The following is a 12,958-nucleotide window of genomic DNA, read 5'->3' on the forward strand; positions in this document are numbered from 1 at the left end:
AGGAGAAGCGAACACACAGAAACGTTAGGGACGACGCAAGCGTATCTCTTCCAGAGACCCTCTCTGGTTGCCAGATGATCTGTGAGCGAAAGAGACATCCATGCCCGAGTTGAATCTGATCGGTCGAACGATAGGACGCTTTGAGATCCTCAGCGAACTGGGACGCGGCGGCATGGCTGTGGTCTACAAGGCGCGCCAGACGTCGCCCAATCGAATCGTTGCGCTCAAGGTGCTGCCGCCGGAGTTGAGTCTCGACCGTACCTACATTGCTCGCTTTCGCCAGGAAGCTGACAGTGCAGCCGCTCTCGAGCATCCCAACATCGTTCCAATCTATGTGGTGGACGAGGCTGAGGGTCTGCACTATATTGCGATGAAATTCATCGATGGACGCACGCTGAAGGAGATCATCCACGAACGCGGCTCGCTGCCTCTCGATGAGACGATCAGGCTGGTCGAACAGGTTGCCAGCGCTCTCGACTATGCCCACAGCCGGGGCGTCATCCACCGCGACATCAAACCTTCCAATATGATGCTTGATCGCAACGGCTGGGTCTACCTGACCGACTTTGGACTGGCACGCGGCACGGGTGGAGGCGGCGGGTTGACCATCGCCGGAACGGTGATGGGAACGCCGGAATATATGTCGCCTGAACAGGCGCAGGGGTTGCCGAACGTTGGACCGCCGACCGACATCTACGCGCTCGGCGTAGTGGTCTACGAGATGCTCACCGGTCGCATGCCGTTCAAAGCCGATACGCCGATGGCGATGCTGGTTGCGCGTCTCCAGCACGCGCCCATTCCGCCGCGCGATTTCCGTAGCGATCTGCCGCTGCCGGTCGAGGATGTTATCATGCGCGCGCTGGCGCGCAAACCGGAGGCGCGCTATCAGAGCGCCGGTGAACTGGTTGCTGCGCTGAAGCAGGCTGCCGGTTTCGGCACAGGTCCGATGCATAGCGCCTCGCCGCCCGTTTCGCCGCCAGCCGGAACGCCGCTGCCCTACGTGCGCACCGTACCGCCGTCGCCTCCTGCCGGAACGACAGCACCCCGCCCGCCCGAATCTCCTGTTTCCCCGGTCTACGGGCTGCCGACACAACAGGCTTCACCGCCGTCCGGCGCTCCGACGATGCATGCCACGTCGCCTTCGTATGGAACTCCGGCACAACCCCCTGCTGGCGCGCCGACAATGCAGGCGATGCCTCCTGGAACCCTGCCGCCGCAGCCTGCCGCGCCGTCTGTGCCGCAAGCGCCGGCGAAGCCGAAGAAAAGCGGCGGTATGGGGTTGATCGTCGGCGGGATCGCGGCAGTCGTGCTGCTGGCGCTGGTTGCCCTGTTCGCGCTTCGCCCTGCGACGGATGGACAGAACCGACAGGTCGACGCTGCCCTCGCTCAGGCTCACGAACTGTTCAACCAGCGCGGGAAACTGGATCAGGCTATCGAAGCCTATCAGGAAGTGCTCAGGATCGATAGCGCCAATGCCGAAGCGCGCACGCGCCTGGCGTTGATCTATCAGATGCGCGCGCGCTATAGCGATGCCGAAGCGGAAGCGCGCGCCGCAATCGATGCCGATAACCGTGCGATTCTGGCGCACGCCGTACTCGCTGAGTCGCTGCATAGCCAGGGCAGGTACAACGAGGCGCTCGACGCGGCTGATCGCGCGGTTGCCGCTGATCCCGACCATCCGACAGGGTATGGATCACGCGCCATTATCAAGGCAGCCCGCGCCCTCGACGACGCCGATGCGACCATGCTCGCCGAAGCGATCGATGATGCCGAAATCGCGCTCGAAAAAGCAGCCGGACGGGACAATCTGATCCAGGCGCTGGCGCACAATGCACGCGGCGTTGTCTACTGGTATCAGTATCTGTTCAGTAACGATGCAGCGATGGTTGCACGCGGCGGCGATGAATTTAATCGCGCTATCGGTCTCCAGGGGCAGATCGCTGTCTTCCACTCTAACCTCGGCTACTTCTACAACGACCAGGGCGCGAGTGCGCTGCAGCGCGGCAACCGTCAGGAAGCCGTGTCGCTGCTCGATCTGGCGCGGCAACAGTTCGAGCGTGCCCAGGATATCGATCCGGTCAATGGGCATGCGCACGCCGGGCTTGGCTGGAACCTCTATTTTTTGGAGGATTATACCGGCGCTGTGGCAGAGTTCGATAAAGCGATCGAACTGAACCCGCAGGATACCGATGCACATATTGGCAAGAGTTACGCGCTGCTGGGACTCTCGCCGCCCGACTTCGACGGCGCTATCGCCACCCTGGAGCAGGCGACCACTGTGGCGCCGTATGTCCCTGAACTCTTCGCGCGCCTTGGATGGACGCATCTGAGCAAGGCGTTCGCAGCAGAAAGCGGCAGCGCAGCGCAGACGGCGCTCTTTCAGCGCGCAGAGGATCGTTTCCGCGAAGCGCTGGACCGCAATGATCGTTTCGTCAACGCGATTACCGGTCTTGGATGGGCGCAGTCGGCGTTGGGGCAGTACGATCAGGCGCTCGACACGCTTCAGCGGTCGCTGGCGATTAAGGAAGACCAGGGAGATGCGCATTTTGGCATTGGCTGGACGTACTACAACATGGGGCGCTTCACCGATGCCGAGAGCAGTTTTCGTCGCGCCATCGAGATTCAGCCACTCGATGGCAGCAATTACTACTGGCTCGGATTGACGCTCGAACAGTTGGGGCGTGTGGAGGAGGCGAAGCAGGCATATCGCACCGCTGTCGAAAAAGGAAACAGTTTCGCACAACAGGAACTGGAACGCCTGGGGCAGTGAACTGCACGTTATTCGGGAATCGCCGTGCCATACGCTTCGCTGCCCGTCACCTATGATCCTCGCGCCCGTCATGTCACGTTCTTCAGCCCGGCGCTCGGTATTTCGCGCAGTTTCTTCATCTACATTCCGCCCGATGTCGATGAACGCTGTCCGGCGCCGGCGATCTATCTGCTCCGCGGGCATGAGCGCGAATGGATCAACCCTTTCGAGGATCGATCCCGCGACGGCAGGAATGTGATCGATGTCTATGAAGACCTGCGCGCCGCGGGGCGCGTTGGTCCGTTGGCGCTTGTCTTTCCCGGAACCTCCAGCGATGATAACCGCATCCCCGGCATGCTGGTCAACATGCGCGCGCCGCACCTGGCGAACGGCGCGACCGGCATCGGCAGCGGGCGCTTCGCCGATTTCTTCTTCGATGATCTGATCCCGTATGTGGATCGACACTTCCCGGTCATTCCCGAAGGAAGGGCGCGGGGCATCGTCGGCTTTTCGCTCGGCGGCGCTATGGCGCTGTCGGTTGCGGCGCGGCGACCCGATCTGTTTGCCTGCGCTGGCGCGTATGATGGCACATTCCTGTACGCCTGCGACCGGGGGCGGCGTGTGCGTCGCCGTGACCGGGTGATCGCCAATCCGATGTTCGACGCCGCCTACGGTGTGCCGCGCGATCTGACATTCATCGCCCAACACAACGCCGCCAATCTGATCCTGCGCGGTGATGCCGCCGCCCTCGCGCGCGTCGTCTGGGTGGTGGCATATGGTCCGGAATCACAGGAGCCATGGCAGTCGAACTACTATCGCGGTGAGCATCTGCTGGCATGCCTGCGCGCGCGTGGTCTTGCCAATGCGTTGGAAGACCCGGTGATTCTGGATGGCGATCATACCTGGCGCACCGCTGATCGTTTTATTGCCCTGACCCTGCCGCTGTACGACCGCGCCCTCCGCCATGAATCATCGAAGGCGCCCGACCGTGTCGAACGCCCTCGATGAGAGAAGAGAGGAGAAGGAGATAACAGAATGTTAGCACAAACTTAACATGGATGCAAGAGCCTTTTTGACGTTCTATTTGACACGACCCGCAGATTATCGTACCATTATGCTTAACAATCGATAGCGCCGCGCACGGCGCAGCTAGGGGAGCCAGGAGAGCCTGGCTGAGAGTGCGGCCCCCACAATGCCGCTGACCCTTTGAACCTGACCTGGGTCATACCAGCGTAGGGAATGCAACCGGTGTACTGATGAACCGCCGCTCCCTACTTCTGGGGGCGGCGGTTTTTGCATCAGGGGGCAGCGCTCTTCTCTTCGCTCACAAGAGGACGAAGATGGATTGAACGCTCACAGGGAGGCGACAGTGGCGACGATAACCGTCAGTTTCGAGGTGTTGCCGGGCGGATTGCCGGATAAAGCCGCAACCTATGCGGCAGTGGACGCAGCCATCGCGGTGGTTGCCGAAAGCGGTCTGACGTACCGGGTGGGTCCGATGGAGACGACCATCGAGGGAGAGTACGACGACATTATGACGGTGATCAAGCGCGCACAGGAGGCGGTGCTGGCTGCCGGCGCAACACGGGTGTTCACACTGATCAAGGTGGATTACGACCCGCGCGGTTCGACAATCGCTGAGAAACTGGCGAAGTATGAGGAGTGAGCAGGCGCAACGGATCGCGCCGGAAACGGCGATCGGGCGGCGCGTCGGCGAGGTGCGGCGACGCCTGGCGCAGGCGTTCCCGCCGTTCGTTCTGCTGAGCGCGCTGGTAGCGGCATGGGAACTCATCGTATGGCAACTGGCGCTGCCAGCCTGGTTGCTGCCGCCGCCATCGCGCATCCTGACCACCCTGTTCAGCAATCTGCCGATCCTGGGTGAGCACGTCGCGGCGACGCTGACTGTCACCATTCCCGGCTTTGGGCTGGCGCTGGTGACCGGCTTTGCGCTGGGAGTGCTGATCGATGCTTCGCCACTGCTGCGGCGCGCCGTCTATCCACTGCTGGTCACATCGCAGACGGTGCCGATCGTGGCGATTGCGCCGCTCCTGGTGGTAGGGTTCGGGTTCGGCATGCTCCCCAAGGTGCTGGTCGTCGCGCTGGTGACCTTCTTTCCGATCGTGGTTAACACTGCCGATGGGCTTCAGGCGGCAGATCGCGATCAGCGGCGATTGCTGGAGGCAATGGGCGCGAATTACTGGCAATTGTTGCGTCTGTTGCGCCTGCCGGCCGCCCTGCCGTCGATTTTCACCGGTATCAAAGTCGCTATCACCTACAGCGTTATTGGGGCGGTGCTGGCTGAATGGATCGGTGCGAGCGCCGGGCTTGGCGTCTACATCGCGCGTTCGCTGCGCGCTTTTCGCACCGATCAGGTCTTCGTCGCGGCACTCGTGACATCGCTGCTGACGATAGTCCTGTTCGCCCTGGTGACGCTGCTGGAGCGCTGGATAGTATCGTGGAGGGACGAACCATGAAACGAACAGGGATCGTGGTGCTGGCGGCGCTGGTGCTGGCGGCGTGCAGCGCGGCGCCGGCGAGTCCGACGAAGGAGTTGACCCCCGTGCGCGTGGGGCTGGACTGGACGCCGAATACCAACCATACCGGATTGTACGTTGCACGCGACAAGGGGTACTACCAGGAACAGGGGCTGGATGTCGAGATCCTCGGCGCGCAGGAGGGGGGCACGGTTGAGCAACTTGTGGCGACCGGCAAACTCGACTTTGGCATTTCGTTCCAGGAAGCGGTGACCCACGCGCGCGTCGAAGGCGTGCCGGTCGTGTCGATTGCGGCGATCATTCAGCACAACACCAGCGGCTTCGCCAGTCGCGCCGACGAGGGGATTACGCGACCGCGCGATTTCGCGGGCAAGAAATACGGCGCCTTCGGCTCCCCCATCGAGCAGGCGACGATCAAGGGGTTGATGGAGTGCGATGGCGCCGGTGATCGCTTCAACGAGGTCGAATTCGTCGATATCGGCAGCACCGATTTCTTTGTCGCCACCGAGCGCGGCGATGTCGATTTTGTCTGGATTTTCAAGGGCTGGACCGGTATCGAGGCGGAGGTGCGCGGGACGCCGCTCACGATCCTGATGATGAACGACCTCAAGTGCATCCCGGATTACTACACCCCCGTGTTGATCACCAGCGAGAAGATGATCGCCGAAAAACCCGATCTGGTGCGCCAGTTCCTGACTGCCACCAGTGCGGGGTATCGCTTTGCCATCGAGAACCCCGACGCAGCTGCCGACATTCTGCTGAAGGCGGCGCCTGAACTCGATGCAACCCTGGTCAAACGCAGCCAGCAGTACCTTGCCGGGCAGTACCAGGCGGAAGCGCCGCGCTGGGGCGAGCAGAAACTCGATGTCTGGCGCGATTATGCGCAGTGGATGGCGGATCGCGGGCTGATCGCCAGGATGATCGAGCCGGAGAAAGCCTTTACAAACCAGTTCCTGCCGTAGGTGCGGTCTGGCGGATGGGCGAAGGACGGGTATGGCAACACTTGAACTGCGCAGCATCAACAAATCGTTTCGCGGCGCCGACGGCGCGGTGATGGTGATCGAGCGGTTGAGCATGCAGGCAAACGCCGGTGAATTCGTTGCGATCATCGGTCCAAGCGGCAGCGGCAAGAGCACCCTGTTCAACATCATCGCCGGGCTGGAAATGCCCGATTCAGGCGCCGTGATCATCGACGGCGTCGATGTCACCGGGCGGCGTGGGCAGGTGGCGTACATGCCGCAGCGCGACGCGCTCCTCCCATGGCGCAGCGTGATCGAGAACGCGGTGCTGGCGACGATTGTGCAGCGCGGCGATGTGGCCGCCGCCACCCGCGAAGCACGCGCGCTGCTCGACGACTTTGGACTGACAGGATGGGGCGATGCCCGCCCTGCAATGCTCTCCGGCGGCATGCGGCAACGCGCCGCCCTGCTGCGCACTGTCCTCTGGCATCGCCCGATCATGCTGCTCGATGAACCCTTTGGCGCACTCGACGCCCTGACCCGCGCCCAACTCCAGCAGTGGCTGCTCGGCCTGTGGCACCGGCTCGACCGGACGATCCTGCTGGTGACTCACGACATTGATGAAGCGCTGCTGCTGGCAGACCGCGTATACGCGCTGACGCCGCGCCCGGCGCGAATTGCGCTCGAAGTGGCGGTCGATCTCCCGCGCCCCCGGTCGTATGCAGTCGTTGCCGACCCCGCCTTCGCCCGGCTCAAACTCCGCTTGCAGCAGGTGCTCATGGTAGAAAAGACTGCGGCCTGATGGAGATTGAGAATGTATTCCGCTCTACCGCGCTAGCCGTGGGGCTGAAGCCCTCGGCTAGCCAGGGCGAAGCCCGCCTGCGCGGGCTATAGCGGATTATTTACTCAAAGACCATAAGCCCTCGCTGAGCGCCTGGAAGCCCCAGCGGGGCCAGGGCGTAGAGTCCTGGGTGCGCGGGCGCCCCCGCCCGCATGCGCGCCGGAGGCGCGCGCACCTATGAACTTGAATGGGGCGCGGGCGTCTCGCCCGCATGCGGAGACGGCGAGCGGAAGCCCTCGCTGAGCGCCTGGAAGCCCCGGCGGGGCCAGGGCGTAGAGTCCTGGGTGCGCGGGCGTCCCCGCCCGCATGCGCGCCGGAGGCGCGCGCACCTATGAACTTGAATGGGGCGCGGGCGTCTCGCCTGCGTGCGGAGACTGCGGGCGGAAGCCCTCGCTGAGCGCCTGGAAGCCCCGGCGGGGCCAGGGCGTAGAGTCCTGGGTGCGCGGGCGTCCCCGCCCGCATGCGCGCCGGAGGCGCGCGCACCTATGAACTTGAATGGGGCGCGGGCGTCTCGCCCGCATGCGGAGACGGCGAGCGGAAGCCCTCGCTGAGCGCCTGGAAGCCCCTACGGGGCTTGGGCATCGAGCGCCGGGCAGCATGACGCCGGGCAGCATGAGTGCACCACGCGCCTCCTGGGAGCGCGGGCGTCCCACCCGCATGCCCGGCACCTGCGAGCGCGGGCGTCCCGCCGCACGCCCTGAGCCTGGGAGCGTGAGCGTCCCGCTCGGATGCCCTGAAGAATAAACCACGGATGGGAACGGATGGTACGGATGGACACGAATGGCGGGCAACCGGTCTGCCTCTCGCTGATGAGTCTTATGCCGAAATGATGGTTGTTGAGCAATTACTCCGCCATAGCTCGCACAGGCGGGGGCTAGAGATAGTGCCAGCCCCATTCCCTGCTGACATTGGGATATTTTTGCTTTAGGGCGTCAGGCAGGTAGATGGCGCCGTAGTCGCGGGCCAGATCCTGATCGGGCAGAGCTTTCATCCGGTATAGGTGTTTCCAGAGTGGCGGAATGAGGCTGTCGGGTAGTACGGTCACCCGGTCTTGTTCTCTTTTGCCATTGTGCACGGTGATAGTGCGCTGGCGAAATCCACATCCTCAACACGCTGGCGGAGGCATTCCATCAGCTGCAGGCCGCTGCCATAGAGGAGTCTGGCCATCAGCTGGTATATACCCGACATCTGAACGACAACACGTTGCACCTCGTCCCGAATCAGAACCGTGAAGGCGTTTGGGTTGTTGGGCGCGCAGGGCGTCAATGGAGCTCAGGTCCTGGCAGAGCGCCTCACAATAGAGAAAGAGGAGGGCGGAGAGAGTCTGAGTCCGGGTAGAGACGGCAACCCGCTCTTCCACAGCCAGACGGGTGAGGAAGGCTTCGCCCCCGGCTGCGCCTATATCGGCGCGGTGGCGTTTGTAGTGGAACAGGATGGGGTGTCGGATCCAGTCCACGTAAGTGTTCTCGGTGCGGATGGAATAGTGTTTGAGGCGCAGCGTATCCTGAACCTGGTCTTGCAGTTTCTTGGGTTTTGGTTCCATCACAATTCTCGTGTTACAATAAGGCGGCGGTTGTGCGTAGAGAGGAGCAGAGCGGTTGACAGGGTTATGATACATCTCCCCACATGCAACCCCGGGGGCGGATGATACGGAATCTGTATAAGACACATTGGAGAGGAGGAAAGCGGAATCCGTATAACCAATAGTTAGGCGCATCACAGCGTGAGCGCCATTGAGAAGAAAGATTTGACTATAGTTAAGGAGGCGCTATGCATATCCCAACACTTGACAAGAATTTGCCAATTACAGTTGATCCAAACATTGTAAGCGGCACCCCTGTTTTTCGGGGTACGCGTGTTCCTGTTCAGACCTTGTTCGACTACCTCGCAGATGGATACACGCTTGAGGAATTTCTCGATAATTTTCCCACGGTCAAACGTGAAGACGCGATTCAAATTCTTGAACAAGCCACACAGTATCTTCGTGTCGGAGCGGTGCAATCGTGAGGATTCTCATTGACGAGAGTTTGCCTCGCTACTTGAAACAGGTACTGGCGGAACATTCCGCCTTCACCGTACAAGAAATGGGTTGGGCAGGCATCAGAAACAGCGAATTGTTGGCAAAAGCCGAGTCCAACTTTGATGTGCTACTCACCGCCGACAAGAATTTGCGTTATCAGCAGAATTTGAGTGGTCTTGCGCTTGCCATCATCGTATTTCCTTCGAATAGGTTGAGTGTTGTCAAGACTTTAGCCCCGCAAGTAAAAGACGCATTGTCAGTTATCAGACAAGGGGAGATCATAGAACTCTAAGAGCGTGATCACAAACGAACATCTCGGATAGAGCCGATTCAGGAGCATTGCGATAGAATCGAGATAAAGGAAGGCCTCGCTTGATTCTGGGTTGCGGTTGTTGCGGCGAATAATTATTCGCCGCAACAACCGATTGCGTCCCGCCCACGCAATCGAGCGTTCCACCACCCATCGCTTCGGAATAACGGCACATACCTTTTGTCCGGGCGGTTTTTCAATGACATTCAGGCGTATCGCCGTGTTCTTTTGCATCCATTCATCTCATCCTTGTTTCTACCCTTCATCCACACGAATCTCGTGCATCCGAGGAAATGAGTGATGATGCGCGGCCAAAAGCCATTCCGCGCCTTCGTCATCCGAGATGTCTGCTGGATGCACGAGCACGCGCAGCAAGAACCCATTCGTATCAACCCAGAATTGCCGTTTGCGCCCGTTGACCTTTTTTCCCCCATCGTCGCCGTGCTCTCCGCCTGCTTCGGTCGTTTTGACTGATTGGAAGTCCAGGACGCTGATGGATGGCTCCGGGTCGCGATCCAGCGCTTGTCGCGCCAGTTTCCGCAACGTATCATTGATGTTGACGAATGTTCCGTCACGATTCCATGGGTCGAAATAGGAGCGAACGGAACTCATCGGCGGAAAATCAGCCGGAAGCAGGCGCCATTGGCAGCCCCTGCGATGTTTGTACAGCAGTGCGTTGACGATTGCTCGCAGATCGATGTCGGTCGGACGTCCACCCTTTGGCGACGTGACGGTGACGAGCGGCGCGATGGCGTCTCAGTGCGCATCGGTCAGATCGGTCGCATCATTTGTTGGAGAGAATCGACGCTCACGTTTCGGCATGACAGATTACTCCCCATCAAAACGCCATGTTCGCTGTTATGATACCACAAATCCGGGTTTCTGATCGCCCTCTTAGATAGCCGAGGGCTTCAGCCCCACGGCTCGTTCGGTACACCGGCAGGCGACGGACACAATAGCCCCGCAGGGGCTTCCACGTGCTCAGGGAGGGCTTTAGCCCGCACGATCTCCCAGGCGAGCGACGGACACAATAGCCCCGCAGGGGCTTCCACGTGCTCAGGGAGGGCTTTAGCCCGCACGATCTCCCAGGCAGGCGACGGACACGATAGCCCCGCAGGGGCTTCCACGTGCTCAGGGAGGGCTTTAGCCCGCACGATCTCCCAGGCAGGCGACGGACACAATAGCCCCGCAGGGGCTTTCACGTGCTCAGGGAGGGCTTCAGCCCGCACGATCTCTGCTGGAAGCAGACGCCTCGTGCAACATCCCTCCGCATGCTCCGCGTCTCCGCGTGCATCAGACCGGCTCATGCGGAGACGCGGAGGCATGGAGATGGGGAAATGACCATGCGCCGTGAGGGTGTTATAGCGGTTCTCACAAAGGTTGAACCCAATGGACAAGGTTGCACACTCTACGGCGACCGAAATGAATTTCGGTCTACGAGCGGCGACTGAAATCAATTTCGGTCTACAAGAAGAATCGCGCGCCCCACGCGGTGACCGAAATAAATTTTGGTCTACGCTCCGCCGGAAACGGGCGCCGCACGCGACACGGCGGATAGGAACGATGGTCAATGTTGCAGCAGACCGATACAGACGGCGAGGAGCGTGTATCCCGCGCTACGCCCGGCTATCGAACGTCTTCCGATACGGAATGTCGTTTGCGTCGAGCCAGCGCTGCACATCGTGGTAATCGCGGAACCGGTCGCGCAGAAGCGCCAGCAGTTCGGCGTTGCCACCGTCGCCGTGGGTGGCTGCGGGATCGCGGAGGAGCGTCAGCATCTGCGCCTTGTGTTCCGGTGCGACGTGCAGCAGGAATGCGACCTCGTTCCCGAAATGTTTCTCCGCCTGCGGGCTGTGGTCGTACAGTTCGATGATCAGGCTGCCGTCTGCCCCGGTGTACAGAAACGTCGCCGTTCCCGGCAGCCCGCCGCGCAGCGTGACTCGCTCTGGGTCTGGTGGTTGGGTGCGCATGTGCGCCATCTCCTGCGTGTGGAAGTCGGCTGATCCCCTGACGCATCCATTGGAAGCCACGAGGGGGTCATGCTCCGGCATCACCCAAACCGCAATTGCGTCTGACCAACCTGGAGCACATCACCGCGACGCACCGGTGTTGGTTGGGTGATGCGAACGCCGTTGAGGTACGTACCGTGACTGCTGCCGGCGTCCGCCACCGTTACCTGGCGTCCATCGTTGCGCACGATGGCGTGGCGCCGCGAAACGCTGCCGTCGCCGATCAGCACGATCTGACACTCTTCGCTGCGCCCGATCAGCATCTCTGCGCCGGCAAGCGAATAGGTGCGCGGTTGCGCAGCGCCCGCGATCACCATGAGTGTTCCCCAGGCGCCGGTTGGCGGTTGCGGTGCAGCAACGGGCGGCGGTCGGTAGGGTTGCGGCGGCGTGGGCGCAGGCGGCGGCGTATAGACCGGCACAGACGCCGGCACCGGAGCAGGAGTCGGCGCACGTCGCCGCCCCCCCCGGATAAACGTGAGTGTCATTATCACCAATGCCAGCACAATGCCACATATGCAGAGCGCCAGAAGACCAAGGATCGACTCGCTGCGCACCGTTGATGGAGATGGCGCTGGCTGCGGCGCGGATTCCGCTGGCGGACCGCCAAACGACTTGCAGGCATCGATCCGTCCCGTCCCCAGTTCAAATCGAGGATTCAGGTCGCGGATGTTCGTAGCGTTTGAGCGGATGGTTTCGGCAACCTGCGCTGGGCTCCAATCGGGATTCGCCGAAAAGAGGAGCGCCGCCAGCGCCGCCACATACGGCGTTGCCTGCGAGGTGCCGCTCATATAGTCGTAGTTACGCTGAAAACGTTCATCAGGCGGCAACCGATCGCTGGTCAGAAACACCTCGTAGGTTGGCATGGTGGAGAGGATATAGACCCCCGGCGCGCTGACCGCCACCCACGGACCGGAGTTGGAGAAGGGCGCCTTGCGGTCACGCTCATCGGTCGCAGCAACCACCAGCACGTCCGGGTTATCGACCGCAATTGCGTTCGGCAGAGGCACAGCATCATTCCCTGCCGCAACAACTACCAGCGCCCCTTGCTGCTGCGCATAGATGATGGCGTCATTAACAAGCGCCGACGGTTCATCGGCGTTGAGGGTAAGGGTCGCGCCCAGGCTGAGATTGATCACTTTTGCGCCTTTATCGGCGGAAAAGCGGATACCACGGGCAATCGCGCGATCCGAACCTCGACCACGTGCATCCATCACGCGCACTGGCAGAATGGTCACCCCTGGCGCCAGTCCCGCCACACCTTCATTGTTGTTGAGAACGGCGGCAACAATACCCGCGACGTGCGTTCCGTGCCCGTGTTCATCACGCGGGTCGCTGTCATTATCGACAAAATCGTAGCCATCTGTGCGCAGTCGATCCACCAGATCGGGGTGTGTCGGATCAACCCCGCTATCCACAACGGCGACAATCACCTCCGCGCTTCCGGTCGTGCGATCCCAGGCGCAGAGTGCGCCGACTTTTCTCAGCGCCCACTGCCTGTCGAAACTCGGATCGTTGGGAGCAGATGGGGCGGCGAGCAGGATGATCGCCAGGGCAAGCAGAATGCGAAGCGACATG

12 protein-coding genes and 1 riboswitch are annotated in these 12,958 nt (G+C 61.4%); of the genes, 8 read left to right on the forward strand and 4 right to left on the reverse strand.

The window, feature by feature from the left end; translation table 11 throughout:
• Positions 1-100 precede the first annotated feature (100 nt).
• The 6 genes from ROSERS_RS03450 (at position 101) to ROSERS_RS03475 (ending at position 7,005) form a co-directional block, all read left to right on the forward strand.
• Complete coding sequence (locus ROSERS_RS03450) at positions 101-2,770, forward strand: protein kinase domain-containing protein (protein WP_011955440.1); 2,670 nt, start codon at positions 101-103, stop codon at positions 2,768-2,770.
• A 24-nt stretch (positions 2,771-2,794) separates the two neighbouring features.
• A complete protein-coding gene (locus ROSERS_RS03455; protein WP_011955441.1) occupies positions 2,795-3,757 on the forward strand; it encodes an alpha/beta hydrolase in 963 nt (320 codons plus the stop codon).
• 133 nt (positions 3,758-3,890) lie between these two features.
• Positions 3,891-4,006: riboswitch (TPP riboswitch) on the forward strand.
• A gap of 112 nt (positions 4,007-4,118) precedes the next feature.
• Positions 4,119-4,415 (forward strand): thiamine-binding protein, encoded by a 297-nt coding sequence (locus ROSERS_RS03460; protein ID WP_011955442.1) that lies wholly within the window; start codon positions 4,119-4,121, stop codon positions 4,413-4,415.
• Positions 4,405-5,223 (forward strand): ABC transporter permease, encoded by an 819-nt coding sequence (locus tag ROSERS_RS03465; protein ID WP_011955443.1) that lies wholly within the window; start codon positions 4,405-4,407, stop codon positions 5,221-5,223. The genes ROSERS_RS03460 and ROSERS_RS03465 overlap by 11 nt, the downstream gene beginning before the upstream one ends.
• Positions 5,220-6,206 (forward strand): ABC transporter substrate-binding protein, encoded by a 987-nt coding sequence (locus tag ROSERS_RS03470; protein WP_011955444.1) that lies wholly within the window; start codon positions 5,220-5,222, stop codon positions 6,204-6,206. Before ROSERS_RS03465 ends, ROSERS_RS03470 begins: the two co-directional genes overlap by 4 nt.
• Before the next feature lie 31 nt (positions 6,207-6,237).
• Positions 6,238-7,005 carry an ABC transporter ATP-binding protein gene (locus tag ROSERS_RS03475; protein ID WP_011955445.1) on the forward strand — a complete coding sequence of 256 codons (768 nt, stop codon included), beginning with the start codon at positions 6,238-6,240 and terminating at the stop codon, positions 7,003-7,005.
• 1,144 nt (positions 7,006-8,149) lie between these two features.
• Here ROSERS_RS03475 and ROSERS_RS27290 read toward each other — a convergent pair.
• Complete coding sequence (locus tag ROSERS_RS27290; RefSeq protein WP_083763251.1) at positions 8,150-8,761, reverse strand: phage integrase N-terminal SAM-like domain-containing protein; 612 nt, start codon at positions 8,759-8,761, stop codon at positions 8,150-8,152.
• 53 nt (positions 8,762-8,814) lie between these two features.
• Here ROSERS_RS27290 and ROSERS_RS03485 point away from each other — a divergent pair, with 53 nt between their 5' ends.
• Both ROSERS_RS03485 and ROSERS_RS03490 read left to right on the forward strand, forming a co-directional pair.
• Positions 8,815-9,051, forward strand: coding sequence for a DUF433 domain-containing protein (locus tag ROSERS_RS03485; protein ID WP_011955446.1), 237 nt, complete (start codon positions 8,815-8,817; stop codon positions 9,049-9,051).
• Positions 9,048-9,356: a DUF5615 family PIN-like protein gene (locus tag ROSERS_RS03490; RefSeq protein WP_011955447.1), complete on the forward strand. Its 309-nt coding sequence runs from the start codon at positions 9,048-9,050 to the stop codon at positions 9,354-9,356. The genes ROSERS_RS03485 and ROSERS_RS03490 overlap by 4 nt, the downstream gene beginning before the upstream one ends.
• A gap of 273 nt (positions 9,357-9,629) precedes the next feature.
• Here the strand turns inward: ROSERS_RS03490 and ROSERS_RS26660 are convergent, their stop codons facing one another.
• The 3 genes from ROSERS_RS26660 to ROSERS_RS03505 form a co-directional block, all read right to left on the reverse strand.
• Positions 9,630-10,124, reverse strand: a complete 495-nt coding sequence (locus tag ROSERS_RS26660) for an IS5 family transposase (RefSeq protein ID WP_269628310.1) — start codon at positions 10,122-10,124, stop codon at positions 9,630-9,632.
• An 866-nt stretch (positions 10,125-10,990) separates the two neighbouring features.
• Positions 10,991-11,344: a hypothetical protein gene (locus tag ROSERS_RS03500; RefSeq protein WP_011955449.1), complete on the reverse strand. Its 354-nt coding sequence runs from the start codon at positions 11,342-11,344 to the stop codon at positions 10,991-10,993.
• A gap of 80 nt (positions 11,345-11,424) precedes the next feature.
• Positions 11,425-12,957, reverse strand: coding sequence for a S8 family serine peptidase (locus tag ROSERS_RS03505; RefSeq protein ID WP_011955450.1), 1,533 nt, complete (start codon positions 12,955-12,957; stop codon positions 11,425-11,427).
• Between the last annotated feature and the right edge of the window lies 1 nt (position 12,958).

Origin of the sequence: Roseiflexus sp. RS-1 (genome assembly GCF_000016665.1) — a bacterium.
Taxonomy (GTDB): Bacteria; Chloroflexota; Chloroflexia; order Chloroflexales; family Roseiflexaceae; genus Roseiflexus.

What these genes read in the sequence shown, in the direction of transcription:
- ROSERS_RS03450 (WP_011955440.1), top strand. Translation starts at nt 101, where the DNA reads ATGCCCGAGTTGAATCTGATCGGTCGAACGATAGGACGCTTTGAGATC.
- ROSERS_RS03465 (WP_011955443.1), top strand. Translation starts at nt 4,405, where the DNA reads ATGAGGAGTGAGCAGGCGCAACGGATCGCGCCGGAAACGGCGATCGGG.
- ROSERS_RS03470 (WP_011955444.1), top strand. Translation starts at nt 5,220, where the DNA reads ATGAAACGAACAGGGATCGTGGTGCTGGCGGCGCTGGTGCTGGCGGCG.
- ROSERS_RS03475 (WP_011955445.1), top strand. Translation starts at nt 6,238, where the DNA reads ATGGCAACACTTGAACTGCGCAGCATCAACAAATCGTTTCGCGGCGCC.
- ROSERS_RS27290 (WP_083763251.1), bottom strand. Translation starts at nt 8,761, where the DNA reads ATGCGCCTAACTATTGGTTATACGGATTCCGCTTTCCTCCTCTCCAAT.
- ROSERS_RS03485 (WP_011955446.1), top strand. Translation starts at nt 8,815, where the DNA reads ATGCATATCCCAACACTTGACAAGAATTTGCCAATTACAGTTGATCCA.
- ROSERS_RS03500 (WP_011955449.1), bottom strand. Translation starts at nt 11,344, where the DNA reads ATGCGCACCCAACCACCAGACCCAGAGCGAGTCACGCTGCGCGGCGGG.
- ROSERS_RS03505 (WP_011955450.1), bottom strand. Translation starts at nt 12,957, where the DNA reads ATGTCGCTTCGCATTCTGCTTGCCCTGGCGATCATCCTGCTCGCCGCC.